The following is a 23704-nucleotide window of genomic DNA, read 5'->3' on the forward strand; positions in this document are numbered from 1 at the left end:
CCGCGCGGGCGCGCAGACCTCAGAAGGCGCCGCCGCCCGCACCGAACGGCCGGACCCGTCATGGACCTGGTGACCGACCGATCCCCCAAACAGGACCGCAGCCGCGCCACCCGTCGGCGGATACTGGAGGCCGCCGTCTCGTGCCTCGCCGAGCACGGCTGGTCGGGCAGCACCGTCGCCGTGGTGTGCGCCCGCGCCGGTGTCTCCAGAGGGGCGGCCCAGCACCACTTCCGCACCCGCGAGGAGCTGTTCACCGCGGCCATCGCGCACATGGCCGAGGAGTGGGTCAGCGCCGTCAGAGAGCGCGCCCTGGCCCTCCCCCGCGCGGGCCAGGACCGCACCTACGCCGTCGTCGACATGCTCGTCGCGGTCCACACCGGCCCGCTGTTCCGGGCCGCCCTGCACCTGTGGGTGGCCGCCTCCGACGAGGAACAGCTCCGTCCTGGCGTCGCCGCGCTGGAGTCCCGGATCGGCCGCGAGGCCCACCGCTTGGCGGTCGAATTCCTCGGCGCCGACGAATCCCTGCCCGGCGTCAGGGAGACCGTCCAGGCCACCCTCGACATGGCCCGCGGCCTCGGCCTCGCCAACCTCCTCAGCGACGACTCCGCCCGCCGCGCGGGAATCGTCCGCCAGTGGTCCCGCGTCCTCGACACGGTCCTGCGCGAACAGCCCTAGCGGCGGCCGGAGTCGGTGCCCGACCTGAGGTTGGGGGCGGGGATCAGTGCAGGGAGGTGTCGGCGGGTCCCGAGGAGAGGCGGGTGAAGTGGACGCGCAGGCCGGGGCGTTGGGGCGCGCAGCAGAACAGACCCGCGCGGGCGTCGGCGGCGGGGTCGAGCCAGGCCAGGCGGATGGTGCGCCAGGGGTCGTCGGCGCGGCGGGCGCGGACGGTCACGGCGTCGCCCGAGCGGCTGACCCGGACGGTCACCTCGTGGCCCGCCCAGTCCGGGACCGGGGCGAGGGACCAGTCGGAGGTGCCGTGGGTGACGACGGCGCCGACCTGGGGCGAACCGTCGGAGATCTCGACGCCCGCCTTGATCCAGGACTCGGCGTCGACGCGCACCAGGACACCGGCCTGGTCGTACAGCTCGGTGAAGTCGGCGACGAAGGTGACCTCGATGGCGGTGCCGGACGGGAAGGGGGTGAGCAGGGCGTGGCCGTCGTCGCGGACGAAGCCGTAGCTGGTGGTGCGCCAGAAGTCGCTGCCCTCGTGGGCGGTGACGTGCAGACCGGTGCTGTCGGCGACGGCCTCGGCGGGCGGGTTGAGCCAGGTCGCGTCGGACCAGGGGATGTCATGGTCGATCGGAGAGGTCACGGAAGTACCGCCATTCGTTGCCACAGGATCGATAGCCGAGCCACCGGTTGACGGCCAGCATCGCGGCGTTGCCGTCGTCGTTGCTGGTGAACGCCTCGGTGTAGCCCGCGGCGCGGGCTCGGTGCAGGGAGTGGGCCTTGGCGGCCTTGGCCAGTCCGCGGCCCCGGAAGGCCCGGCGGGTGCCGGTGCCCCCCGACCAGTAGCGGTCGTGGCCGTCGGTCTGGACGTTGACGACCGCGGCGACCACACCGTCCACGACGGCGACCGTCGTCAGGTCGTGGTCGTAGTCGGACCGGTCCCAGGAGGTGGCGCGCCAGTCCGTGTAGCCGGGGACGCCGGTGGCGACATCGCCCGGCTCGTCCTCGATGGTCTCGGCGTCGGCCTCGTACACCGGGCGCGGGTCGGCGGCGTAGTCCGACGCGGGGCGCAGCAGCACGCCGGGCGGCAGCGGGGGCACGTCGGGCAGCGGGGCGCCGGGGGTGAGGTCGAGGCGCAGGAAGCTCGCGGACCGGCCGCGCCGGTAGCCGTGGCGGGCGGCGAAGGCGTGCGCCGGGGGCTCGTCGATCGCCCACGCGTAGACGGTGCCCGCTCCGAGGCCGGCGACATGGGACTCGGCGGCGGCCAGCAGGGCGCTGCCGATGCCCCGGCCGCGCTCCCCCGCGCGCACGTTCAGATTGACGAAGGCCATTCCGGGGGTGTCGTTGTCCGCGAACAGCCCGGCCCTGGCACTGCCGACGATCCGGCCGTCGCCGGTCTCCGCGACGAGCATCAGGAAGCGCATTCTCTCGGGCGCGTCCGTGACCTGCGCGTGCACGGTCCGCGCGGTCGTCACCATGTACGGGACGGTCTCGCGGACCACGGCGGCGACGGCTTCGGCGTCCGCCGGACCGTACTGTCTGATGATCACCTTCACGGTCCCGCACCCTACGCGGCGGCGCCGCGTACCGCCCCCGATTTTTCGGCCCACCCGGGCAGAGGCTCCCGCCCGGCCCGTCCGAGGTGGATGCTGGAGGTGAGGGAGATGACACGGATGCGCAGAAGCGGATACGAACCCGTCCAGGCGCGCAGCCCGCTGCGGCTGCGGCTGGGGCTCGCGCTGTGCGGTGTGGTCTGGGGCACCGCGGCGGCCGTGGGCTTCGCGCTCGCCGGTCTGCCGGCCTGGGCCGCGGTACTGGCCGCCGTCGCGCTGCTGGCCGCGATCGACGCCGTACTGGTCGTCCGCCGCATGCGGCAGGGCTCGCGCTACCAGCCGAGCCGCACGACCCCGCCGTACCGCCCGGCGGCGCCGCACGCGGGAAAGCACTGAGGACCGGTCCGGCGACCGCGGGCCCAGGCACGCGCCCGGGGCAAGCGAAAGGGCCCGGCACCTGAGTGCCGGACCCTTCCTCTTCAGTAGCGGGGACAGGATTTGAACCTGCGACCTCTGGGTTATGAGCCCAGCGAGCTACCGAGCTGCTCCACCCCGCGTCGATGAACACCACCCTACGGGGTGCCGGCGCTCACACCAAATTGATGCGATGCCCGCCGCGCGCACAGGGCGCCGGGAGGTTTGGCGGAGGCGCCGCCGCGCCAGGTAGGGATCATGAGCACATCTGGATCAGGACCGAACGCGGCAGCGAACGCAATCCCGGCCGTCACGCTCTCCGACGAGGTGCGGGACGCCGTCGCGAGCGGCGCGCCCGTGGTGGCGCTGGAATCGACGATCATCGCGCACGGCCTGCCACGGCCGCGCAATTTGCGGGTGGCACGCGAGCTGGAGGAGATCGTCCGGGAGCAGGGCGCGGTGCCCGCGACCGTGGCGGTACTCGACGGGGTGCCGCGGGTGGGGCTCACCAAGGAGCAGGTGGAGCGGGTCGCCGAGGACGCGTCGCTGCGCAAGCTGGGGTTCCGGGACCTGGCGCCCGCGCTGGCGGCGGGTGCGAGCGGGGCGACAACCGTGTCGGGGACGGCGTTCCTGGCCGCGCGGGCCGGGATCCGGGTATTCGGTACGGGTGGCCTCGGCGGGGTGCACCGCGACTGGGTGACCGTGCAGGACGAGTCCGCCGACCTGGGGCTGCTGGCCAGGACGCGGATCACGGTGGTGTGCGCGGGCGTGAAGTCGATCCTGGACGTGCCCGCCACGCTCCAGCGGCTGGAGACCCTGGGCATCGGCGTACTCGGCTTCGGCACCGACCGCTTCCCCGGTTTCTACCTCAGCGACTCCGGTGAGCCCGTGGACTGGACGGTCGAGTCCGCTCAGCAGGTCGCGGACGTGATGGCCGCGCAGGACGCGCTGGGCGGGCACGACTCGGCGCTGATCGTCGCCAATCCGGTGCCGCGGGAGCTTCAGCTCGACCCGGAGCTGCACGACCGGGTGCTGGCGGACGCGCTCGCCGCCGCCGAGGCCGGGGGCGTCACGGGACAGGCCATCACGCCGTTCCTGCTGGGCTACCTCACCGAGCACACCGGCGGCGCGTCCCTGGAGTCCAACCTCGCGGCCGTACGCGGCAACGTCCGGCTCGCGGCCGGGATCGCGGTGCGCTGGTCGCAGCGCGCATGACCGGCGACAGCGCCGGACCGGGCATCGGGACGGGCGACGACACGGGACCGGCGGACGACATAAGACGGTCGGACGGCACGGGACGGTCGGACGGCACGAGTCCGTCCGACAGCGCCGGACCCGCCGCCGTAGAGCCGGTGCCTCCCGGACTCCTCGTCGTCGGCGATGTCGTCACCGACGTGGTGGCGCGGCACGCGCGGCCCCTCGCCGCCGACACCGACACCGCCGCCCGGATCGCGGTGCGGCCGGGCGGCGCGGGGGCCAACGTGGCCTGCTGGGCGGCCGGTCGGGGCGCGCGGGTGCGGCTACTGGCCCGCGCTGGCGCCGACTCCGTCGACTGGCACCGCGCCGCGCTGGAGGCCGCGGGCGTGGAGCCGGTGCTGCGGGTCGACGGCGAGGCGCCGACTGCCGTGGTGATCGCCCTGGTCGACGCGGCGGCCGAACGGACCCTGGTCACCGACAGCGGCGCCGCCTTCCGGCTCGGACCCGCCGACTGGGACGAGGCGCTGCTGGACGGCATGGGGCACGTCCACCTCTCCGGCTATCTCTACTTCTCCGAGTGGGGACGCGAGTTGGCGGCCGTGGTCACCGAGGCGGCGCGTGCCCGGTCGCTGCCGGTGAGCGTCGATCCGGCCTCCGCCGGTTTCCTGCGCGAGGCGGGCGTGGCCCGTTTCCTGGCCGACGTGGCAGGTACGGATCTGTTGCTGCCCAATGACGCGGAGGCGGCCCTGCTGTCCGGTGCGCCCGAACCGGCCCGCGCGGCGGCCGAGTTGAGCGCGGCGCGCGGCGGCGGCACGGTCGTGGTCACCCTCGGCGCGGGCGGCGCGCTGGCCGCCGTGAACGGCGAGGTGACGGTACGGGTGCCCTGCGTCGCGGCCGTTGCGGTGGACACCACGGGCGCCGGAGACGCCTTCACCGGCGGCCTGTTGGCCGCCCGGCTCGCGGGTGCGGACCTCGCCGCGTCGCTCGCGGCGGGCTGCCGCACCGGAGCGGAGGCGGTGACCGTGGTCGGCGGGCGGCCGGAGACGTGATCGCCGCCGTCGGTCCGCGCCCCGCCGTCACGTCGCGGACCGCCCCGACCGGCGCCGTCAGATGGCGTCCCACGGCGCGGACTCGTACAACTCCGCCACCCGCGCCAGGAGTTCGGCTCGCGTCGGCAGCGGCACGCCGTCGATCTCCGAAATGAACGCCGTGCCGCGCGAGTTGGCCAGGAAGGCGCCGTCGTACGACCCCACGTCGGTGAGCCGCAGCGGGCGGCGGTCCTGCGGGACACCGGCCCGTACGAGTTCACGCTCCAGGATCTGGAGGGTGATGCCGCGCAGATGCGGGGCGGCGTCCGGCCAGACGACGGTGTCGCCGTCGATGAAGCCGACGTTGGTGATGGCGCCCTCCGCGATCTCGCCGCCGGGACCGGCCAACAGCGCCTCGTCGTACCCCTCGGCGGCCACCTGGCGGCCGAAGTACGCCTGCCCGAAGCCGCCGACGTGCTTGAGGTGAGCGGCCGGACGCTGGTAGGGCACCGACTTGAGGCGCTTGAGGCCGGGTTCGACACCGGCGGGCGGTCGGACGGCGACCATGACGGCCACCGGCTCGTCGGCGCCCTCCACCGGCTGGAAGACGTTGACCCGCACGGAGGCGTCCGCGCGGCCCGACCCGGCCAGCGCGTGCCGTACGTGCGCCCGTAGGCGCTCGCCGTCCAGGCCCGCGCCGAACAGCTCCCGCGTGGCGCCGTCGAGGCGTTCGACGTGGAACGCCAGGCCGCGCACCTTTCCGCCGCGTACCTGCATCGCCGTGAAGTGGCCGTAGCCGCCGAGCGCGGGCGCGATGGCCTCCACCGTCGCGGCCCGGCCGTCGATCTCGATGAACGGTGATTGCGTCATGACCTCACCCTAGGCACGCCCGCCCTTCCGGCACACAGGCCCGTCAACCGGCCAGCGCGGCTGTCAGATCCAGCTCGACCAACTGCGCGGTGAAGCCGAGCTGTGCCACTCCGAGCAGGGTGCTCGCGGTGTCGAAGGCGCCGCCCAGCGGCGAGGCGTTCAGTGCGTCCCACACCGTGGACAGCGCCTTGCGGTCGTCGCTCACCACGTAGATGACCGAGCGCACGACGTCGCCCGGCCCGGCGCCGACGGCTTCGAGCGCCGTCAGGGCATTGGCGGCCACCTGGCGGGCCTGGGCGGCGTAGTCGCCGCGGCCGACGATCCGGCCCTCGGCGTCGAGCGGGCACTGACCGGCGAGGTAGGCGGTCCGCCCGGCCTCGACGACGGTGATGTGGTGGTAGCCGGGGGTCTGGTGGAGGGCGGGAGGATTGACACGGGTGATGTGGGCGCTCATGGGTGGTGAGTCTGCCGGGGCGCGGGGGCCTTCGCCCACCCGTTTTCGGCTCCCGCACCGCGCGGGTGGCTCGGGCGGTCCGGGAGTCCGGGCCGTCCGGCCACCGGAGATTTGGGCGGGGGCCGTCGCGGTGTCGGTGGCGGGTGGAATCATGTGCCGCAGCGGACGGGACCGGCATCCGTGGTGACACGCGCATCGGCCGCATCGGGATCGGCATCGGAATCGGCGGGAGACGGGGAGCCATGGACGCGGACGGGGGTGTCGGACAGGAAGAGGCGGGTGCGCGGCAGGCGCCGGTCGGCAGGCAGGCGCGGAAGGTGTCCGGCCAGGCCGCGAAGCTCGTCGCCTCGGCTCGTACGGTCACCGCGGACCACACACGAGTGCGGGCGGACGTGCGGGCCGCGCTGATCCCGCTGCGGGAGGTACGGGTCCGCCGCGAGCTGGACGGCATCCCGGTCGCCCGGCTCAAGGACGTCACCGAGGGCAGGCTGCGCCTCGGCGCCATGGAACAGGCCGGGTACGACACGGTCGGCAAGGTCTTCGGCGCCCGGTCGTACGAGCTGCGGCTGGTCCCCGGGGTCGGCGCGCAGAGCGCCGACCAGGCCATAGCGGCGGCGCGCCAGATCGCGTCGGCGGCCGAGGAGCACGTGGCCGTCCGTATCGATCCGGCCGACCGGGACGACCCGGACACCACCGCCCTGGTGATGGCGCTCAACCGGCTGGTCAACGCGGGTCCCGAGATTCCGCGGGCCGTGGAGACCGCCGCGCGCGTGGACGCCGAGCTGACACCGCTGCTGGCCGCCGCCCGCCCGGCGGGCGCCCGGCTGCGGATGCTGCTGGCGGGCAGGCGCGGGCGGCTGCGCGCGCAGGACGCCGTGCGGCGGATCGAGGAGCTGCTGGCGGAGCACACCGCCGACGGCACCGGGCTGCTGCTGACCCAGGCGAGCACCGACCTGCTGCGCCCGGCGGCGCACGCCGCCGAGGCGTGGCTGGACTTCGAGGTCAGGCCGTCGGAGTACACCGTCCTGCTCGCGGAGATCGCAGAACTCGCCCCGGACATCGACGCGGCGGAAGGCTTCCTGCCGTCGTCGGTCTCCGAGCGGGTGCGCGGACAGCGTCTTGACGACACGCACCGCCGGGTGTCGCTGCGCGGCTACCAGGCGTTCGGCGCGCGCTTCGCGCTGGCCCAGCGGCGGGTGATCATCGGCGACGAGATGGGCCTGGGCAAGACCATCCAGGCCATCGCGGCCCTGGCCCACCTGCGGGCGGAGGGCCGTACGCACTTCCTCGTCGTCTGCCCGGCGAGCGTGCTGGTCAACTGGTCGCGGGAGATCGAGTCGCGCAGCGCCCTGGACGCGTACCGGCTGCACGGCCCGTACCGCAAGGCGGCGCTGACCGACTGGGTGCGGGACGGCGGCGTGGCCGTCACCACGTACGACGCGCTGAGTTCGCTGGACGTGCCCGACGGGGTGCCGCTGGGGATGCTCGTCGTGGACGAGGCGCACTACGTGAAGAACCCGGACACGCGCAGGTCGCGGACCGTCGCGCTGTGGACGGCCAGGACCGACCGCGTGCTGTTCCTGACCGGCACCCCGATGGAGAACCGCGTCGAGGAATTCCGCAGTCTGGTGCACCACCTCCAACCCGATCTGCTGCCGCACATCCGGCACAGCGACGCGGTCGCGGGCTCGCAGGCGTTCCGCAGGGCCGTCGCCCCGGCCTATCTGCGCCGCAATCAGCAGGACGTGCTCACCGAACTGCCGGAGCTGGCGCAGTCCGACGAGTGGGAGGAGTTCAGCCGTACGGATCTGGCCGCCTACCGGACGGCGGTCGCGGAGGGGAACTTCATGGCGATGCGGCGCGCCGCCTACGCGGCGCCCCATCGCTCGGCGAAGCTCCAGCGGCTGCGCGAACTGGTGAAGGAGGCCGAGGAGAACGAGCTGAAGGTCGTCGTCTTCTCCTTCTTCCGCGACGTGCTGACCACCGTGCACGACGCGCTCGGCCCGGCCGCCTTCGGCCCGCTGACCGGCGCGGTCGCCGCCACCGAGCGCCAGGAGATGGTCGACGCCTTCGCGGCCGTGCCCGGCCACGCGGTGCTGCTCAGCCAGATCCAGGCGGGCGGCACCGGGCTGAACATGCAGGCCGCCTCGGTGGTGATCCTCTGCGAACCGCAGGTCAAACCGACCCTGGAGGCCCAGGCCATCGGCCGTGCCCACCGCATGGGCCAGATCCGCCACGTGCGCGTGCACCGGCTGCTGATCGCCGACAGCGTCGACCAGCGCATGCTCGACATCCTCGGCACCAAGCAGGTGCTCTTCGACGCCTACGCGCGCCGCAGCGACCTCGCGGAGTCGACTCCCGACGCGGTCGACATCTCGGAGCAGTCGCTCGCGCGGCGGATCGTGGAGGAGGAGCAGATGAGGCTGTCCCTCACCAAGTGACGGGGGCGCGCGGCACGGCGCCGTAAAGGGCGCCCGAGGGGGGTCGAGCGTCGCCGGGAGGCCGAGGCCGCGGGGGCCCGGGGGCCGGGGGCCGTAAATCGCGTTCGTCGCGCCGGACCTCTGCGGTACCGTGATCAGGTCCTGTTGTCTCCGATAGAGGTGGACGTTGCGCATCTGAGGTCCGCGATCATCGCGCGGTACGGCCTTCGCTTCGCCGTATACGCGTCACGTGGCAGTCGGCGTTCCCGCCGCGCCGTGACGTCCGCGCAGATGCGACCTCGGTGCCCTGGGCCGTCCGTCACCTCACGGAGGCCCGCACCCTCCCTCTGTCCGGCCCGGTCGCCGCGTGGTGCTCGCATACGAAGCCCCCCATCCACCGCGCTTTCGACTGCGAGACCCACCATGGCCCATCCCACCGCCACCCCGCCCGGCGCGTCCCTGACCTGCTCGGGGCTGTCCTTCCAGTGGCCGGACGGCACGCCCGTCTTCGACGGCCTGTCCCTGACCATCGGCCGCGGCCGTACCGGGCTCGTCGGCACCAACGGCACCGGCAAGTCCACGCTGCTGCGGCTGCTCTCCGGCGAACTGCGCCCCGCGCGGGGCTCGGTGAGCGTCGGCGGCACCCTCGCCTGCCTGCCGCAGAACATCACGCTCGACACCGGCCTCCGCGTCGACCAGGCGCTCGGCATCGCCGAGCGGCGCGCCGCCCTGCGCGCGATCGAGGCCGGTGACGTGGGCGAGGAGCGCTTCGAGACGGTCGGCGACGACTGGGACGTCGAGGAGCGGGCGCTGGCGACGCTCGGCACGCTCGGTCTCGGCGACATCGGCCTCGACCGGGCCGTCGGCGAGATGTCCGGCGGCGAGACCGTACTGCTGCGGCTGGCCGCGCTCCTGCTGGAGCGCCCCGATGTGCTGCTGCTCGACGAGCCCACCAACAATCTGGACCTGGTGGCCAGGCGGCGGCTCTACGAGGCCGTCGACTCCTGGCGCTCCGGCGTGCTGGTCGTGGTCAGCCACGACCGTGAACTGCTGGAGCGCGTGGACCGGATCGCCGAACTGCGGTCGGGTTCCGTGAACTGGTACGGCGGCGGCTGGTCGGCGTACCGGGAGGCGCTGGCCGCGCAACAGGAGGCAGCCGGGCGGACGTTGCGGGCCGCGGAGGCCGATGTACGGCGGCAGAAGCGGGAGTTGGAGGAGGCGCAGATCAAGGTGGCACGGCGCCAGAAGCAGGACAAGAAGCTGGACGCGCAGCGGCGGGCGCCGCGGATCGTCGCGGGCGAGAAGAAGCGGTCGGCGCAGGAGTCGGCGGGCAGGCTCCGCGGCGTGCACGAGGACCGCCTCGACGAGGCGCGCGAGCGGCGCGAGGAGGCCGCGGACGCGGTCCGTGACGACGCCGAGATCCGGGTCGACCTCCCCCACACCGCCGTGCCCGCCGGCCGTACGGTCCTGAGCCTGCGCGCGCTGCGCCCCCGGTACGGCCGGCTGCTCGACGGCACCTTCGAGCTACGCGGCCCCGAGCGCGTCGCGCTGGTCGGACGCAACGGGACGGGGAAGACCACCCTGCTGCGCACCCTCGCCGGTGAGCTGGCGCCGCTGTCCGGCGAGGCGGTCGGACACGTACCGCTGCGATTCCTGCCGCAGCGACTCGACGTGCTGGACGAGGAGTTGAGCGTCGCGGCGAATGTGGCCCGGCGGGCGCCCGGCGTCACCGACAACCACATCCGCTCCCAGCTCGCGCGGTTCCTCTTCAAGGGCGCGCGGGCCGAGCAGCGCGCGGGCACCCTCTCCGGCGGTGAACGCTTCCGCGCCGCGCTCGCCGCGACGATGCTCGCCGCTCCCGCGCCCCAACTCCTCATACTGGACGAGCCCACCAACAACCTCGACCTGGCCAGCCTGCGTCAACTCACCGGCGCCCTGGACTCCTTCGAAGGCGCCCTGCTCGTCGCCAGCCACGATCTGCCGTTCCTGGAGTCGATCGGTGTGACGCGCTGGCTCCTCGTCACGGACGAGCTCCAGGAGACCACCGCCAACGAGGTGTGGGGACTGCTCGGAGCGGCCGAGGCGTAGGGACGGGCATCAACCGGGACAGGCACAGAACGGGAAAGGCACAAACCAGGACGGGCGCAAGCCGGGCGGCGCGGGGTGGACCGCGCCGCCCGGCTTGCGTCACCGAGCTTGCGGGGGAACCGGTACCGGCCGCCAGGCGCGGCCCCGAACTGACGGATTCGCGGGACACCCGACCCGCTGACCTGCGTCAACGGCCTTACGGCTGAGGTGTCGCCGGGAAGCGCCGGGAGGTGTCCCGGCGGGAAAGTGGCCGAAAGTCCACCTGCGGCGGCGTCACGGAGAACACGATGATCCTGATGACCGATCAGACGAACTGACGCGATGGGGTGGAACATGCCGCGTTGGCAGGAATTACCGAACGCGCTCGACGAGCGGGCACGGAGGCTGTTCATCCAGTTACGCGCGCTCAAGGATCACAGCGGGCTGAGCCTGGCGTCGCTCCAGGCCAAGACGAGCTACAGCCGCTCCTCGTGGGAGCGCTACCTCAACGGGCGGGCGCTGCCGCCCCGGCAGGCGGTGGAGGAACTGGCCCGCGTGGCGGGCGCCGACCCGGCACGGCTGCTGGCACTGCGCGAAGTGGCCGAGGAGATGTGGCAGCGGGAGACGGGGACGCCACAGGCCGCCGACCTGCTGGAATCGGAGCCGGGCCCTGAGGCGGAACCGGGGTCGGAGCAGGACACGGGGTCGGCGGATCAGGGAAACCGGCGCACCCGACGTACGGCGCTGATCGGCGCCCTGACCGTCGTGGCCCTCGCCGGCCTGATCGCCGGGCTGCTGATCGCGGAGCCCTGGGAGAGCGACTCCCGGGCCGCGCCGACCCGCGGGGCCTTCGCCTACCAGCCGGGAAAGACGTATCCGTGCGCGGTGAAGCGTCGGAAGGGGCTGCTGTACGCGGGTTACAGCACCACCAGCACCGCGCTGCTCTCCCAGCCGGGATGGGACGTCGTGGAGGCCCAATGCCTGCTCGGCTACCGGAACTTCGACCCCGGCGGGGTGGACGGCGTCTACGGTCCGAACACCACGCGGGCGGTCAAGCGCCTTCAGGACAAGGCGGGGCTGGCTCCCGACGGCACGGTGGGCCCCGACACCTGGCGGGTCCTGCGCAAATGACGGACACCGCACCGCCCGCCGCGGGACCCGCCTGCGCACGACTGGCCGGGGCACTGCGCGACCTCAGAGCCCTGACCGGCCTCAACTTGGCCGCGCTCGCCGACCGCACCCCGTACAGCAAGTCCTCCTGGGAGCGTTACCTCAACGGCAAGCAACTGCCCCCGCGCCAAGCCGTCGAGGCCCTGTGCGCGACCGCGCGGGAGCCGCCGGGCCGTCTGGTGGCGCTGTGGGAGCTGGCCGACCAGGAGTGGAGCCGCCGGGCCGCCCGACCGGCACCCCCGGCAACCGCGATACCGGCACCGGCACCGGCCGGTGAGCGGGAGCCCTCCGCGCCCCCTTCCGTCCCGCCCGGACCGGCACAAGGACGGAGGCGGCGGCAGTGGGCGATCCCCGCCGCCGTATGCGCGGTCGGACTCACGGTCGCGGCCTCCCTGACGGCCCTGCACCGTACGTCCGCCGGGACGAGCGCGTCGCCGACCGCTTCCGCCGCGCCACCGGCTGCCGCGTGCGAAGCCCACGCGTGCGCGGGCCGCGAGGCGATGACGATGGGCTGCGCGATGCCCGGCCAGGAGAAGATCCTCGGCAGGCACCGCGCCCCCGGCGGCGCACGGCTCGAACTCGTCTACAGCGAGCGCTGCCATGCCGCCTGGGCCCTGGCCTGGCACACCCGCGTCGGCGACGTGCTCCAGGTGTCGGTCCCCGGCGACGCGCCCCAGCGGGCCGAGGTCACCGACACGTACGACACCGAGAGCCCGCTCGTGACGCCCATGGTCGACGGCAGCGACCTCACCGGCCTCCAGGCGACCTTCCGGCCGTCGAGCGGTCCCGGCACGTCCTTCCGGCGCTGAGACGCGAAACCCCCGAGACCCGGAAACCCTGAGACCCGGAAGCCCTGAGGCTGCCGAGGTCGCTGAGTGCCTTGACGCTCCTCGGGCCGGGAAGCCGACAGGGCCGCCGCCCGCTCAGGGCTGGATGTTCTCCAGGTCCTCCAGGAGACCGGGGTGCTTCGGCTCCCAGCCGAGCACCTTGCGGGTGTGGGCGCTGGACGAGGGCTGGTCGCCCGCGAAGATCGGGCCGAGAGTGCCGTACGTCTCGGCGGGCACGGACTCGACCGGCAGGTTCAGCCGGCGGCCGATGACCGCGGCGATGTCCCGTACCTGGTCGCCCTCGTCGGCCACCGCGTGCCAGGCGGTCCCGGCCTCCGCCCCTTCCAGCGCGAGGCGGAAGAGCACCGCCGCGTCGAGCGCGTGCACGGCGGGCCAGCGCTGGGTGCCGTCGCCCGGGTAGCCGGAGACGCCGCTCCGGCGCGCGATGTGGGTCAGCAGACCGGCGAAGCCGCCCGCGCCCTCGTTGTGGACCGTACGCGGCAGGCGCACGGCCGAACTCCTGACCCCGCGCGAGGCCAGGTCCAGGACCGCCGTGACCGCGCGACCGCGACCGCCGACGGGTCCCTCGGTCGGCACCGGGTCGCTCTCGACGGAGGGGCGGCCCGGCACGTAGGGCGTGCCGGAGGCGGTGACGAAGGGGCGGTCGCTGCCGACGAGCGCCTCGCCGAGAGCCGCGAGGGCGGCGGTCTCCTCGGCGACCGCGTTCGCGACCGCTTCGGCGCTGCTGAAGTCGTTGGCGAACGCCAGGTGGACCACCCCGTCGGCGCGCCCGGCGCCGGTACGCAGGGCGTCCAGGTCGGCGAGATCTCCCCTGATCGCCTCGGCCCCGGCCGCCTCGGCGGCTCGCGCGGAGGCGTCGGAACGGGTGAGTGCGAGGACGGTGTGGCCGTTGCCGAGCAGTTCGGCGACGACGGCGGAGCCGATCAGACCGGTGCCGCCGGTGACGAAGACGCGCATGGAAACACTCCCACAAGTGACGGGACTCTTGTCCCATCACCGTAACAGACCGATGGGACAAGAGTCCCATCAGATAGGATGACCTCATGAGCCGGTGGGAACCAGGGGCGCGCGAACGCCTCGTCGTGGCCGCCGTCGACCTGTTCACCGAGCAGGGTTACGACGCCACGACCGTCACGCAGATCGCGGAGCGTGCCGGGGTCACCAAGAGCACCTTCTTCCGGCACTTCCCCGACAAGCGCGAGCTGCTGGTGGCGGGGCAGGAGACGCTGAGCCGGCTGCTGGCCGAGGGAATCGCCGAGGCGCCCGCGGACGCCAGCCCGCTGGAGGCGGTCGCCGCCGGTCTCGCCCGCGCCTCGACCGCGATGGGCCCCATGAACCGCGACTTCGCCCCCCGCCTCAAGGCGGCCGTCGCCGCCAGCGCCGAGCTCCAGGAACGTGACGCGCTCAAGAGCGTCAGCCTCGCCAACGCGATGACCACCGCCCTGGCCGCACGCGGGATTCCCGGCCCGACCGCCGCCCTCGCGGGCGAACTCGGCCTCCTCGCCTTCAAGCGGGGTTACGCGGTCTGGTCCGAGGGCGACCGCGACGCCGAGGACGACCTGGGCGGGCACCTCGTCACGGCCCTCGATGAGCTGCGCGCGGCGAGCGCGTCGCTGGGCTGAACCAGAGACAGAAACAGGCCGGACCCGGAAACGGGGCGGGCCCGGCAGATGTGGTCTGCCGGGCCGACGCCAGGAGGTTGTGCGGCTGCGGACTCGGCCCGTGTCACGGCCGGGACTCCGGTGCGGTGCGGCTGCCTGCTCGCTGGAGTGCGGTCACTTGCCCGCGCCGACCGCGTTCATGTGGATCTGAGTGGTCTGGACGTTCTCGTCGGGGTTGTCGAGCGGGATGTTGATGGTCGCGCCGACGCTCGTGGAGTGGGTCTCGTTGGGCGGCGTGACGGTCATCGTGGTGAACGTGTAGCCGCTGCCACCGCTGTTGTTGAACGGGTAGTACAGGACGGCTTCGGTGCGCTCGCCGGGAGCCAGCGTGACGGTGGGCACCTCGCTGCCGGGGCGGCGGGCGACGTTCACGGTGTCCGTGCCGCTCTTCAGGTCGATGCCCGCGAAGCCGTGCATCGTGCAGGAACTGGAGCCGGTGTTCTTGAAGTGGATCAGCTCCATGCCCTCGCCCGAGATGCCGTGCTCGGCCGAGATGGCCAGGTTCGAGGTCTTGCACATCGTGCCCGCCGCCGACCCGCCGTTCGAGGAGCCGCCGTTCGACGACCCGGAGCCTCCGGTCGTACCGCCGGAGCCGTCCCTCGAACCGCCGCTGGAGCCGCTGTCGGAACCGCTGCCGGAGCCGTCACCGGAACCGCCGGAGGAGCTGTCCTGGCCGGGCGCGGCACTGGGCGACGACGTGGCGCCGGGGCCACTGGGCGACGCCGTCGTGCCGGAGGCGCTGGAGTCGTCGGGGCCACAGGCCGTGAGCGACATTCCGGCGGCCACGACGACGAGGGCGAGAACCGAGAGCCTCTTGCTGCTGCGCATTGCTACTCCGTAAGTCGGGTGCCGGCCCGCCCGTCGCGGACCTTCTGCGCTGATGGAGGCACCTGGCAGGGGTGGCGGTTGCGCGGGGAATCCCACCGGGACGCCCCCGTGACACGCGAGAAGCATGATCAAGACAGACGGAATGCGGTCGTCGCATCCGTCACACGAATCCCCGGCGGCCCGGTGGGCACGTCGCCGCACCGGGCCGGTGGTCAGTCGTCGTAGGTGATGTTCCCGTGCTCGTCCATCGTGGGGTGGATCTTCGACGGGCCGTACGGGTCGACGTCGGAGGGGCGGGGCGGCTCGGGGCCGTCGGCGCCGACCCGGATCAGCCGCGCGACGCGGGCCACGGAGAACTGCCGGCCGCCGACCTCGAGTTCGTTCGCCCGGCCGGCCGCGCGGAACGCCTCGGCGGCGCGGGCGTAGTCGGCCTCCTCGGCCGCGTCCAGCTCGTACATCCGGGGCCACATGGTGGTCAGCGCGTCGGCCAGGGCGCGGCGGGCGGCGTGCGGGGTGGCCAGGATGTTGATCGCCGGTTCCCAGCCGACGTCCGTCCGCTCGACCACCCGGAACGCCGCCGGGAGCAGGACGACTCCCGGATGCGTCCGCAGCGCGGACCGCGAGTCTGCCCGTACGTCGGCGGGGTAGCGGAGGCTGCGGTAGTGCAGGTCGCGCAGCGCGAGGCGCTCGGCGCTCGCCATCACCCCGGTCGCGGCGGCGTGGTCGATGACGACGTGGCCGTCCAGCTCGGGGTCCGCGGCACGGTCGTCCCAGTCCAGGACCGCGGGATCGGGGTCGGTGGGGCGCGGCGGCTCGACCTTGCCGTCGTGGGTGTAGAAGAACTCGTCGCCGCGGACGACCCGGTAGCGGGTCCCGGCCACGGTCAGCTCGTCGAGGGGTTCCGACTCCAGACGGTCGACCGCCGACAGCAGCTCCCGGCGCAGCGCCGGGTCGTCGGTGTCCTCCTTGGCCCGGAACCAGAGGCGGGAGTTGAGGGCGTCGCGCGACGCCTGGGGGAAGCCGTCCGTCATGGGGGTCAGCAACCGCCATCCGACGTCGCCCGGTTCGCACGCCGCCAGGGCGAAGAGCGGGCCGCGGACGATGTAGTGCCCGTACCGCTGCGCGGCGTCTCTGCGGTCTGCCTCGGCGGCCAATTCGACGGGGTGGCCGCCTAGTTGGACGTTCATGATCAGGTTCTCTGACGCTGTGGGTTCGTCCCCGCTCATGGAGCCATTGTCCCCACACCCGAGCGGCGGCTGTCAGCGAATTGCCTGATACCGCACACCACACGCGCGCGACATCGTTGTCAACAGGGGGCTGAAAAAGGCCGCCCGAAGGCGGCCTTGTCAGGAAAACAATGTGTGTCCGAGGGGGGACTTGAACCCCCACGCCCGATAAAGGGCACTAGCACCTCAAGCTAGCGCGTCTGCCATTCCGCCACCCGGACCGGGTGTGGCACCGCGACCCGCGGGGTCGTGGTGACGGGGTCAACGATACCAAGGATTCGGAGTGCTTCTCACCTGGGATTGCGGCGGGCGGTCCGGCCGGGTGCGGGGCCCGGACGGACGCTGCGGAGCAGGTGGGGGCGGGTGGGGGTTCAGGTGGCGATGCCGATGGCCTGCTTGACGGTGGCGGGGTCGGAGAGGGCGTGGAGCATGAAGTGGGCGACGTCGGCGCGGGAGGCGAGGGCGCCGCCCCGGAGGTTCTGGTCGACGGCGGTGCGGTAGGTGGTGGAGAGCGGCTTGTCGGTGAGGCGGGGCGGACGGACGGAGGTCCAGTCGAGGCCGCTGTCGCGGAGGATGTCCTCCATGAGGGCGAGGTCGGCGAAGTGCTTGCCCAGGAAGAGCTTGCCCACGGGGGCGCCGACGTAGCGCATGAGGGGGCCCTCGCCCGGGTCGCGCTTGGGCGGGTTCGGGCGGCCGGGCGACGGCGTGGTGGAGACAGGCGCGGCGCTGACGACGACGATCCGCCGGGCGCCGGTGGCCTGCATGGCCTCGACGATGGCGCGGGTGCCGACCGAGGTGATGCCGGTCTGGGCCCGCGAGCTGGGGCCGAAGGCGGACAGGACGCCGTCGGCGCCCTCGACGGCGCCGCGCAGCGCGTCGGCGTCGGGGTGGGTGAGGTCGGCGGTGACGGAGTGGACGTCCCGGGTGAGTCGCGCCGGATTGCGGACGACGGCCGTCACGTCGTGTCCCGCGTCGACCGCCTGGTCGACCAGGAGCCGGCCGATCCCCCCGGTCGCCGCGAAGATCGTGAGCTTCATGTGGTGGCTCCCTGTGTGTGCGTGTGCTGTGCCAGGTTCAACGCGGCGCCCCACCACCGGGTTTCGGGGTGCGGGCGCCGGGCACTTGACGCAGGGTCAGGAGCGGCCGTTCACGGGGGCCGTTCAGGAACCGTTGTTCGGGGCCTGCTTCGGACGGGCGGCGATGGCACGGTGGTGCCGTACGACCTCGTCGATGATGAAGTTGAGGAACTTCTCGGCGAAGGCCGGATCGAGCTTGGCGTCCTCCGCGAGGCGGCGCAGCCGGGCGATCTGGTCGGCCTCGCGGGCCGGGTCGGCGGCCGGGAGGTGGTGGGCGGCCTTCAGCTCACCGACCTGCTGGGTGCACTTGAAGCGCTCGGCGAGCAGGTGCACCAGCGCCGCGTCCAGGTTGTCGATGCTGCCGCGCAGGGCGCGGAGTCTTTCCAACGCCTCCTCGTCGCTCACCAGTGAGTGCTCGGCGGTCGGCTGGTCGCTCATCTCGGTCTGCCATCCTGGTCGGTCCGTGGTGCTCGGCGGCGAGTTCCCGATCACCCTACCTATGTCACTCTTGAGGCATGGGACGGGTCACCGAGCGGCGCCGCGTACTGCGGATCAGGGACGGCGTGGCGGGGCACCGCGCGGACACGCTGGTGGCCGAGGAGCCGCTGGAGATCCGGCTGAACGGCAAGCCGCTCGCCATCACCATGCGCACACCCGGCGACGACTTCGCGCTGGCCACCGGCTTCCTGGTCAGCGAGGGCGTGCTCGCCGCGGCCGACGACGTCAGGTCGGTGGTGTACTGCGCGGGCGCCACCGCGGACGGCGTGAACACGTACAACGTCGTGGACGTCCAGCTGGCGCCCGGCGTCCCGCTTCCGGACATCTCGCTGGAGCGGAACGTTTATACGACGTCGTCCTGCGGGCTGTGCGGGAAGGCCAGCCTGGACGCGGTGCGTACGGCCACGCGGCTGCCGATCACCGATCCGGACTCCCCCAGGCTCACCCCGGCGCTGCTGTCCTCGCTGCCCGACCGGCTGCGCGCCGCGCAGGCGGTGTTCGACCGCACCGGTGGGCTGCACGCCGCCGCCCTCTTCGACGAGCACGGCGAACTGCTGGACGCGCGGGAGGACGTGGGGCGGCACAATGCGGTGGACAAGCTGGTCGGCCGGGCGCTGCGCGAGGGCCGGCTGCCGCTGGCCGGACACATCCTCATGGTCTCGGGCCGCGCCTCGTTCGAACTGGCGCAGAAGGCCGTGATGGCGGGCATCCCCGTGCTGGCCGCCGTCTCCGCCCCTTCCTCGCTCGCCGTCGATCTGGCCGCGGAGTCCGGTCTCACCCTCGTCGGCTTCCTGCGCGGCAACTCCATGAACGTGTACGCGGGCGAGTCCCGTATCGCGCTCGCGGCAGAGCACACCGGGTGACCGGGTCACCAGGTCTTCGGGTCACCGGCTCACCGGCTCACCGGCTCACCGGGTCACCGGGTCACCGGGTGATCCCCTGAACAGGGCCGTCAGCGGCCGACGTCCCCGTCGTACCGTTCGCGGATGATGTCGGCGTGGCCCGCGTGCCGTGCGGTCTCCTCGATCATGTGGACCAGCACCCAGCGCAGGGACGGCGGCGGGGTCTCGCGCAGGGAGCGGGCGCCGGGGCGTTCGAGGTCGGCGCAGGCGGCGACGGTCTCGTTGCTGCGCCGGACGGCGGCGCGGTAGGCGGCGATCAGTTCGGCGCCGCTCTCGTCGTCGGACGGCGGGATCTCGTCGTCCAGCGGCGGGAGGTCGGCGCCCTCGTAGGCCCAGACGAACCAGTTGAACTCGACGGCCGTGAGGTGCTTGACCAGGCCGAGGAGACTGGTGCCCGAGGTGACGCCCGGCGCCTTCGCGACCTCGTCGGGCACGCCTTCCGCCTTGGCGACGACGGCCTCCCGCAGATAGTCGAGGAAGCTCAGCAGCGTCGTCGGCTCATCCGCGTTCAGCCCCGGCGGGCGCAGGTCGCCACGGAGCGGCGGTGGGTCCGGCTGGTCGCGTGGCGTCGTCGTCCTGGTCATCGCGCCACGCTACCTCCGGGTCCGGCTGCCGTGCCCAGCGTTTCGCGATCACCGCGCAGACCATGAGCTGCATCTGGTGGAAGAGCATCAGCGGCAGTACGGCGAGCCCGGCGCCGGACCCGAACAGCACGGTGGCCATGGGCAGTCCGGACGCCAGGCTCTTCTTGGACCCGGCGAAGACGATGGTGATCCGGTCGGCGCGGCCGAAGCCGAGGCGTCGCGCGCCGAAGGAGGTGAGACCGAGCATCAGGGCGAGCAGCACCGCCTCAAGGGCGAGCAGTTCCGCCAGCCGCGGCACCGGGACCTTGTGCCAGATGCCCTCGGCCATGCCCGCGCTGAAGGCGGTGTAGACGACCAGCAGGATCGACCCGCGGTCGACGTAGCCGAGCACCTTGCGGTGCCGGGTGAGGAAGCCGTTGATCCAGCGGCGCAGCACCTGCCCGGCGACGAAGGGCGCGAGCAGTTGGAGGGAGATGTCGAGCAGCGCGTGCGCGTCGACGCCGGAGTCGCCGCCGATGAGGGCCGCGGCCAGCAGCGGGGTGAGGACGATCCCGGCCAGGCTGGAGAAGGACCCGGCGCAGATGGCGGCGGCGACGTTGCCGCGCGCGATCGAGGTGAACGCGATCGAGGACTGGATGGTGGACGGCAGCAGGCACAGGAAGAGGAAGCCGGGGTAGAGCTGCGGCGCCAGGACGTACGGGACCAGGCCGCGGGCGGCCAGGCCCAGCAGCGGGAAGGCGACGAAGGTGGCGGCGAGCACGGTGAGGTGCAGCCGCCAGTGGCGCAGCCCGGTCAGCGCCTCGCCGGTGGACAGCCGGGCGCCGTAGAGGAAGAAGAGCAGCGCCACCGCGCCGTTGGTGGCATGGCTCGCGGTGTGCGCGGCGGTCCCGGTCGCGGGCAGCAGCGCGGCGAAGGCGACGGTGGCGAGCAGGGCCGCGATGTACGGGTCGACGGGCAGCCGCTTGAGCAGCCTCGACCGCTTCGGGGCCCGCGGCGCGGAGTCCGTCGCGGCGGCCCGCGGCGCGGTATCTGTCACGGCCTGCGGCGCGGTATCGGTCGGGTCCTGCGGCGCAGTGTCTGTCGGGTCCTGCGGCGCGGTATCTGATGGCACCGCTCCAGCATCGTCGGGGCGTCGGCGATCGGGAAGCCCGGTTGCCGTACTCACTGTCATCACGGAACGCGATAGCCGGACTAGGCTTGCGGGCATGTTCGATCCCGTGCAGCTGCGGACCTTCCTCGCCGTGGCGCAGACGCTGAGCTTCACGCAGGCCGCGCAGCGGCTGGGGCTGCGGCAGTCCACGGTGAGCCAGCATGTGCGGCGCCTGGAGGAGGCGGCGGGCTGCCGGCTCTTCGCCCGCGACACCCACGGCGTGGAGCTGACCGAGGACGGCGAGGCGATGCTCGGCTTCGCCCGGACGATCCTGGAGGCGAACGAGCGCGCGGCCGGTTTCTTCACCGGCACCCGGCTGCGCGGACGGCTGCGCTTCGGCGTCTCGGAGGACTTCGTGCTGACCCGGCTGCCGGAGATCCTGGAGGGCTTCAGGCGCGAGCACCCCGAGGTCGACCTGGAGCTGACCGTCGAGCTGTCCGGCACCCTCCACCAGTGGCTCGACGCGGGACGGCTCGATCTGTGCCTGGCCAAGCGGCAGGGGCCGAACGGCCCCGGGCGACTCGTGTGGCGCGACAAGCTGGTGTGGATCGGCGGCGGGCGGCTGCGCCTGGACCCGGACCGTCCGGTGCCGCTGATCGCCTTCCCGCCGCCCGGCATCACCCGCGCCCGCGCGCTGGAGGTGCTGGAGCGCGACGGGCGGGCCTGGCGGGTGGCGTGCACCAGCGCCTCACTCAGCGGTCTGGTCGCGGCGGCCCGCGCGGGCCTCGGCGTGATGGCGCACGCGCAGGGCCTGGTGCCCGCCGGACTGGTACGACTGCCCGCCCGGTCCGGGCTGCCGGAGCTGGGCGCGGTGGACTTCGTCCTGCTGCACGGGCGGCGGCAGGCCCGCGCCCAGGACGCGGCCGACGCGCTGGCCGCGGCGATCCTCGCGGGCGGCGACCGGTTGCACAAGCCGCTGCCCTGACCAGGCACGGAGCCGGATGACGCGGGGCCGGACGACACGGGGCCGGACGCGGAGCCGCAGGCACCACCGGGCGCGGGGCGCACGTGACCCCTGGGACAGTGGAGCGCCAGTGACCGGTCGGCGCAGATTTGGTGGAGATAAAAGTACGGCGGCGGAAGCATCGGATACGGCCGCGTGGGCACGACTCCCTTGTGAGACGCGGTCATACGCCCGTCACCAGCACAGATGTCCGATAACACGGGCCTGCCACGGCCCTCCCGCCCGTGCGGCGGATCGGATAGCTTACGGGCCCCGCACTGTGCGGTCTGAGGAGAGCACCCGTTGCGCGAGTTCACCGTCCCCCCCATGGCCACGACGCCACAGGCCGGAGGTTTGGCGGATGCCGTGTTCGGCAACGCACGGCAGGCCCCCGACAAGGTGGTGTTCGGCCGCGCGGACGAGGACGGCGTCTGGCAGGACGTGACGACGAGCGAATTCCGCGACCAGGTGCTCGCGGTGGCCAAGGGGCTGCTGGCCGAGGGCGTACGGTTCGGCGACCGGGTCGCGATCATGTCCCGTACCCGGTACGAGTGGACGCTGTTCGACTTCGCGCTGTGGGCGATCGGCGCCCAGTCCGTACCGGTCTATCCGACCTCCTCGTCCGAGCAGGTGCGGTGGATGCTGCACGACTCGGGCGCGGTGGCGGCGGTCGTGGAGCACGAGGACCACGCCATGACGATCGGCGCGGCCGTGGACGAGCTGCCCGCGCTGACCCGGCTGTGGCAGCTCGACTCCGACTGCGTGACCGAACTGTCGGAGGCCGGGCGGCAGATCGGCGACGACGTCGTGGAGCGGCACCGCCTCGCCGTCACGCCCGACGCCGTCGCCACCGTCATCTACACCTCGGGCACCACCGGGCGGCCCAAGGGTTGTGTCCTCACGCACGCCAACTTCATGGCGGAGACCGAGAACGTGGTGGCCCGCTGGGAGCCGGTCTTCCAGAGCAAGCCGGGCGAGGAGCCGTCCACACTGCTCTTCCTGCCGCTGGCGCACGTCTTCGGCCGCATGGTGGAGGTCGCCGCGGTACGGCACCGGATCCGGCTCGGCCACCAGCCGAGCATGACGGCCGCCGAACTCATCCCGAGCCTCGCCGCCTTCCGGCCGACGTTCGTCCTGGCCGTGCCGTACGTCTTCGAGAAGGTCTACCAGGGCGCGCGCCGCAAGGCGGAGGCGGGCGGCAGGCTCGGGCCGTTCGAGAAGGCAGTCGACGTCGCGGTGCGGTACGCGGAGGCGGTGGAGGCGCGGGCCTTCGGCACCGGGCCAGGTCCGAGCACGGGTCTGCGGATGCAGCACCAGCTCTACGAGAAGCTGGTCTACAGCAAGGTCCGCGACGCGCTCGGCGGCCGGGTGCGGCACGGGATCTCGGGCGGCTCGGCGATGGACCGGCGGCTCGGCCTGTTCTTCTCCGGCGCGGGCGTCACGATCTACGAGGGCTACGGCCTGACGGAGACGACGGCCGCCGCGACCGCGAACCCGCCGGAGCAGACGCGTTTCGGCACCGTCGGCCAGCCGGTGCCCGGCACCACCGTGGCCATCGCCGACGACGGCGAGATCTGGCTGAGCGGCGGCCAGGTCTTCCACGGCTATCTCAACAACGCCAAGGCCACCGAGGAAGTGCTGCGGGACGGCTGGCTCGCCACCGGGGACCTGGGCGCGCTCGACGAGGACGGTTATCTGACGATCACCGGCCGCAAGAAGGAGATCCTGGTGACCAGCGGCGGCAAGAGCGTGTCGCCGGTCGCGCTGGAGGAGCGGGTGCGGGCGCATCCGCTGGTCGCGCAGTGCGTGGCCGTGGGCAACAACCGGCCCTTCGTCGCCGCGCTGATCACCTACGACCGGGAGGCCGTCGAGCACTGGCTGCGGATGCGCGGCAAGCCGAATCTGCCCGCCACCGAGCTGGTGCACGACCCGGACCTGGAGGCGGAGATCCGGCGGGCCGTGGTCGCCGCGAACACCCTTGTCTCGCAGGCCGAGTCGATCCGCACCTTCCGCATCCTGGCGGCGCCGTTCTCCGAGGAGCGCGGCACCTTGACGCCGTCGCTGAAGCTGAAGCGGCGGGCGATAGAGAACGCGTACGCGCAGGAGATCGAGGCGCTCTACCGGGGCTGAGGCGGAAGCCCGGCCG

The 23704-nt window shown here is 73.1% G+C and carries 23 protein-coding genes and 2 tRNA genes; 12 read left to right on the forward strand and 13 right to left on the reverse strand.

The annotated features are described in order from the left end of the window. Positions 1-60 precede the first annotated feature (60 nt). A complete protein-coding gene (locus ACFZBB_RS09070) occupies positions 61-675 on the forward strand; it encodes a TetR family transcriptional regulator (RefSeq protein ID WP_391119367.1) in 615 nt (204 codons plus the stop codon). 43 nt (positions 676-718) lie between these two features. Here ACFZBB_RS09070 and ACFZBB_RS09075 read toward each other — a convergent pair whose 3' ends face one another. Together ACFZBB_RS09075 and ACFZBB_RS09080 are read right to left on the reverse strand one after the other, a co-directional pair. Continuing rightward, positions 719-1312: a DUF1349 domain-containing protein gene (locus ACFZBB_RS09075; protein WP_391119369.1), complete on the reverse strand. Its 594-nt coding sequence runs from the start codon at positions 1310-1312 to the stop codon at positions 719-721. Further along, positions 1290-2225 (reverse strand): GNAT family N-acetyltransferase, encoded by a 936-nt coding sequence (locus ACFZBB_RS09080; protein WP_391119372.1) that lies wholly within the window; start codon positions 2223-2225, stop codon positions 1290-1292. The genes ACFZBB_RS09075 and ACFZBB_RS09080 overlap by 23 nt, the downstream gene beginning before the upstream one ends. 117 nt (positions 2226-2342) lie before the next feature. Here ACFZBB_RS09080 and ACFZBB_RS09085 point away from each other — a divergent pair, with 117 nt between their 5' ends. Continuing rightward, positions 2343-2618: a DUF6343 family protein gene (locus ACFZBB_RS09085; RefSeq protein ID WP_391119375.1), complete on the forward strand. Its 276-nt coding sequence runs from the start codon at positions 2343-2345 to the stop codon at positions 2616-2618. An 87-nt stretch (positions 2619-2705) separates the two neighbouring features. On the opposite strand, the gene ACFZBB_RS09090 is transcribed toward ACFZBB_RS09085, so the two are convergent. Further along, positions 2706-2779: transfer RNA gene (locus ACFZBB_RS09090), tRNA-Met, on the reverse strand. 115 nt (positions 2780-2894) lie between these two features. On the opposite strand from ACFZBB_RS09090, the gene ACFZBB_RS09095 reads away from it, so the two are divergent. Both ACFZBB_RS09095 and ACFZBB_RS09100 read left to right on the forward strand, forming a co-directional pair. Further along, on the forward strand, positions 2895-3851 hold the full coding sequence (locus tag ACFZBB_RS09095; RefSeq protein ID WP_391119377.1) for a pseudouridine-5'-phosphate glycosidase: 957 nt from the start codon (positions 2895-2897) through the stop codon (positions 3849-3851). Positions 3852-3988: 137 nt separating this feature from the next. After that, positions 3989-4882 carry a PfkB family carbohydrate kinase gene (locus ACFZBB_RS09100; protein WP_391120120.1) on the forward strand — a complete coding sequence of 298 codons (894 nt, stop codon included), beginning with the start codon at positions 3989-3991 and terminating at the stop codon, positions 4880-4882. Positions 4883-4939: 57 nt separating this feature from the next. Here the strand turns inward: ACFZBB_RS09100 and ACFZBB_RS09105 are convergent, their stop codons facing one another. Together ACFZBB_RS09105 and ACFZBB_RS09110 are read right to left on the reverse strand one after the other, a co-directional pair. Beyond that, positions 4940-5731, reverse strand: a complete 792-nt coding sequence (locus ACFZBB_RS09105) for an aminotransferase class IV (RefSeq protein ID WP_391119380.1) — start codon at positions 5729-5731, stop codon at positions 4940-4942. 43 nt (positions 5732-5774) lie between these two features. Further along, complete coding sequence (locus ACFZBB_RS09110; protein WP_391119382.1) at positions 5775-6185, reverse strand: Rid family hydrolase; 411 nt, start codon at positions 6183-6185, stop codon at positions 5775-5777. 242 nt (positions 6186-6427) lie between these two features. On the opposite strand from ACFZBB_RS09110, the gene ACFZBB_RS09115 reads away from it, so the two are divergent. From ACFZBB_RS09115 to ACFZBB_RS09130, 4 genes are all read left to right on the forward strand, one after another. Continuing rightward, positions 6428-8626 carry an SNF2-related protein gene (locus tag ACFZBB_RS09115; protein ID WP_391119384.1) on the forward strand — a complete coding sequence of 733 codons (2199 nt, stop codon included), beginning with the start codon at positions 6428-6430 and terminating at the stop codon, positions 8624-8626. 402 nt (positions 8627-9028) lie between these two features. Beyond that, complete coding sequence (locus ACFZBB_RS09120) at positions 9029-10693, forward strand: ATP-binding cassette domain-containing protein (protein ID WP_391119386.1); 1665 nt, start codon at positions 9029-9031, stop codon at positions 10691-10693. A gap of 333 nt (positions 10694-11026) precedes the next feature. After that, positions 11027-11803 (forward strand): helix-turn-helix domain-containing protein, encoded by a 777-nt coding sequence (locus ACFZBB_RS09125; RefSeq protein ID WP_391119388.1) that lies wholly within the window; start codon positions 11027-11029, stop codon positions 11801-11803. Next, positions 11800-12651 (forward strand): helix-turn-helix domain-containing protein, encoded by an 852-nt coding sequence (locus tag ACFZBB_RS09130; RefSeq protein WP_391119391.1) that lies wholly within the window; start codon positions 11800-11802, stop codon positions 12649-12651. Before ACFZBB_RS09125 ends, ACFZBB_RS09130 begins: the two co-directional genes overlap by 4 nt. A 114-nt stretch (positions 12652-12765) precedes the next feature. Here ACFZBB_RS09130 and ACFZBB_RS09135 read toward each other — a convergent pair whose 3' ends face one another. Beyond that, positions 12766-13647 carry an NAD-dependent epimerase/dehydratase family protein gene (locus tag ACFZBB_RS09135; protein WP_391119393.1) on the reverse strand — a complete coding sequence of 294 codons (882 nt, stop codon included), beginning with the start codon at positions 13645-13647 and terminating at the stop codon, positions 12766-12768. A gap of 86 nt (positions 13648-13733) precedes the next feature. Here ACFZBB_RS09135 and ACFZBB_RS09140 point away from each other — a divergent pair, with 86 nt between their 5' ends. Further along, positions 13734-14312, forward strand: a complete 579-nt coding sequence (locus ACFZBB_RS09140; protein ID WP_391119395.1) for a TetR family transcriptional regulator — start codon at positions 13734-13736, stop codon at positions 14310-14312. Positions 14313-14465: 153 nt separating this feature from the next. On the opposite strand, the gene ACFZBB_RS09145 is transcribed toward ACFZBB_RS09140, so the two are convergent. The 5 genes from ACFZBB_RS09145 to ACFZBB_RS09165 form a co-directional block, all read right to left on the reverse strand. Next, positions 14466-15179 carry a DUF4232 domain-containing protein gene (locus ACFZBB_RS09145; RefSeq protein ID WP_391119397.1) on the reverse strand — a complete coding sequence of 238 codons (714 nt, stop codon included), beginning with the start codon at positions 15177-15179 and terminating at the stop codon, positions 14466-14468. Between the two features lie 212 nt (positions 15180-15391). Further along, on the reverse strand, positions 15392-16405 hold the full coding sequence (locus ACFZBB_RS09150) for a DUF5954 family protein (protein ID WP_391119399.1): 1014 nt from the start codon (positions 16403-16405) through the stop codon (positions 15392-15394). 136 nt (positions 16406-16541) lie between these two features. Continuing rightward, a tRNA-Leu gene (locus tag ACFZBB_RS09155) sits at positions 16542-16626 on the reverse strand. A gap of 150 nt (positions 16627-16776) precedes the next feature. After that, positions 16777-17442, reverse strand: a complete 666-nt coding sequence (locus ACFZBB_RS09160; RefSeq protein WP_391119401.1) for an NAD(P)H-binding protein — start codon at positions 17440-17442, stop codon at positions 16777-16779. Between the two features lie 123 nt (positions 17443-17565). Further along, positions 17566-17919, reverse strand: a complete 354-nt coding sequence (locus ACFZBB_RS09165; protein ID WP_391119403.1) for a chorismate mutase — start codon at positions 17917-17919, stop codon at positions 17566-17568. 77 nt (positions 17920-17996) lie between these two features. Between ACFZBB_RS09165 and fdhD the strand changes: the two genes are divergently transcribed. Continuing rightward, positions 17997-18842: a formate dehydrogenase accessory sulfurtransferase FdhD gene (gene fdhD / locus ACFZBB_RS09170; protein WP_355339355.1), complete on the forward strand. Its 846-nt coding sequence runs from the start codon at positions 17997-17999 to the stop codon at positions 18840-18842. A gap of 89 nt (positions 18843-18931) precedes the next feature. Here fdhD and ACFZBB_RS09175 read toward each other — a convergent pair whose 3' ends face one another. Further along, on the reverse strand, positions 18932-19465 hold the full coding sequence (locus ACFZBB_RS09175; RefSeq protein WP_391119407.1) for a DUF664 domain-containing protein: 534 nt from the start codon (positions 19463-19465) through the stop codon (positions 18932-18934). Continuing rightward, positions 19380-20435, reverse strand: coding sequence for a bile acid:sodium symporter (locus tag ACFZBB_RS09180; protein ID WP_391120122.1), 1056 nt, complete (start codon positions 20433-20435; stop codon positions 19380-19382). The genes ACFZBB_RS09175 and ACFZBB_RS09180 overlap by 86 nt, the downstream gene beginning before the upstream one ends. A gap of 235 nt (positions 20436-20670) precedes the next feature. Between ACFZBB_RS09180 and ACFZBB_RS09185 the strand changes: the two genes are divergently transcribed. Then, the gene (locus ACFZBB_RS09185) at positions 20671-21540 is read left to right on the forward strand and encodes a LysR substrate-binding domain-containing protein (protein ID WP_391119409.1); all 870 of its coding nucleotides are present in this window, start codon (positions 20671-20673) and stop codon (positions 21538-21540) included. Positions 21541-21861: 321 nt separating this feature from the next. Continuing rightward, complete coding sequence (locus ACFZBB_RS09190; protein ID WP_391119411.1) at positions 21862-23688, forward strand: AMP-binding protein; 1827 nt, start codon at positions 21862-21864, stop codon at positions 23686-23688. Positions 23689-23704 lie beyond the last annotated feature (16 nt).

Origin of the sequence: Streptomyces sp. NPDC008139 (assembly GCF_042957025.1) — a bacterium.
In the GTDB taxonomy this organism is placed as follows: Bacteria; Actinomycetota; Actinomycetes; order Streptomycetales; family Streptomycetaceae; genus Actinacidiphila.

Coding starts and splice junctions, on each gene's coding strand:
- ACFZBB_RS09070 (WP_391119367.1), top strand. CDS start 61: ATGGACCTGGTGACCGACCGATCCCCCAAACAGGACCGCAGCCGCGCC.
- ACFZBB_RS09085 (WP_391119375.1), top strand. CDS start 2,343: ATGCGCAGAAGCGGATACGAACCCGTCCAGGCGCGCAGCCCGCTGCGG.
- ACFZBB_RS09095 (WP_391119377.1), top strand. CDS start 2,895: ATGAGCACATCTGGATCAGGACCGAACGCGGCAGCGAACGCAATCCCG.
- ACFZBB_RS09105 (WP_391119380.1), bottom strand. CDS start 5,731: ATGACGCAATCACCGTTCATCGAGATCGACGGCCGGGCCGCGACGGTG.
- ACFZBB_RS09110 (WP_391119382.1), bottom strand. CDS start 6,185: ATGAGCGCCCACATCACCCGTGTCAATCCTCCCGCCCTCCACCAGACC.
- ACFZBB_RS09115 (WP_391119384.1), top strand. CDS start 6,428: ATGGACGCGGACGGGGGTGTCGGACAGGAAGAGGCGGGTGCGCGGCAG.
- ACFZBB_RS09120 (WP_391119386.1), top strand. CDS start 9,029: ATGGCCCATCCCACCGCCACCCCGCCCGGCGCGTCCCTGACCTGCTCG.
- ACFZBB_RS09125 (WP_391119388.1), top strand. CDS start 11,027: ATGCCGCGTTGGCAGGAATTACCGAACGCGCTCGACGAGCGGGCACGG.
- ACFZBB_RS09130 (WP_391119391.1), top strand. CDS start 11,800: ATGACGGACACCGCACCGCCCGCCGCGGGACCCGCCTGCGCACGACTG.
- ACFZBB_RS09135 (WP_391119393.1), bottom strand. CDS start 13,647: ATGCGCGTCTTCGTCACCGGCGGCACCGGTCTGATCGGCTCCGCCGTC.
- ACFZBB_RS09140 (WP_391119395.1), top strand. CDS start 13,734: ATGAGCCGGTGGGAACCAGGGGCGCGCGAACGCCTCGTCGTGGCCGCC.
- ACFZBB_RS09145 (WP_391119397.1), bottom strand. CDS start 15,179: ATGCGCAGCAGCAAGAGGCTCTCGGTTCTCGCCCTCGTCGTCGTGGCC.
- ACFZBB_RS09150 (WP_391119399.1), bottom strand. CDS start 16,405: ATGAGCGGGGACGAACCCACAGCGTCAGAGAACCTGATCATGAACGTC.
- ACFZBB_RS09160 (WP_391119401.1), bottom strand. CDS start 17,442: ATGAAGCTCACGATCTTCGCGGCGACCGGGGGGATCGGCCGGCTCCTG.
- ACFZBB_RS09165 (WP_391119403.1), bottom strand. CDS start 17,919: ATGAGCGACCAGCCGACCGCCGAGCACTCACTGGTGAGCGACGAGGAG.
- fdhD (WP_355339355.1), top strand. CDS start 17,997: ATGGGACGGGTCACCGAGCGGCGCCGCGTACTGCGGATCAGGGACGGC.
- ACFZBB_RS09175 (WP_391119407.1), bottom strand. CDS start 19,465: ATGACCAGGACGACGACGCCACGCGACCAGCCGGACCCACCGCCGCTC.
- ACFZBB_RS09185 (WP_391119409.1), top strand. CDS start 20,671: ATGTTCGATCCCGTGCAGCTGCGGACCTTCCTCGCCGTGGCGCAGACG.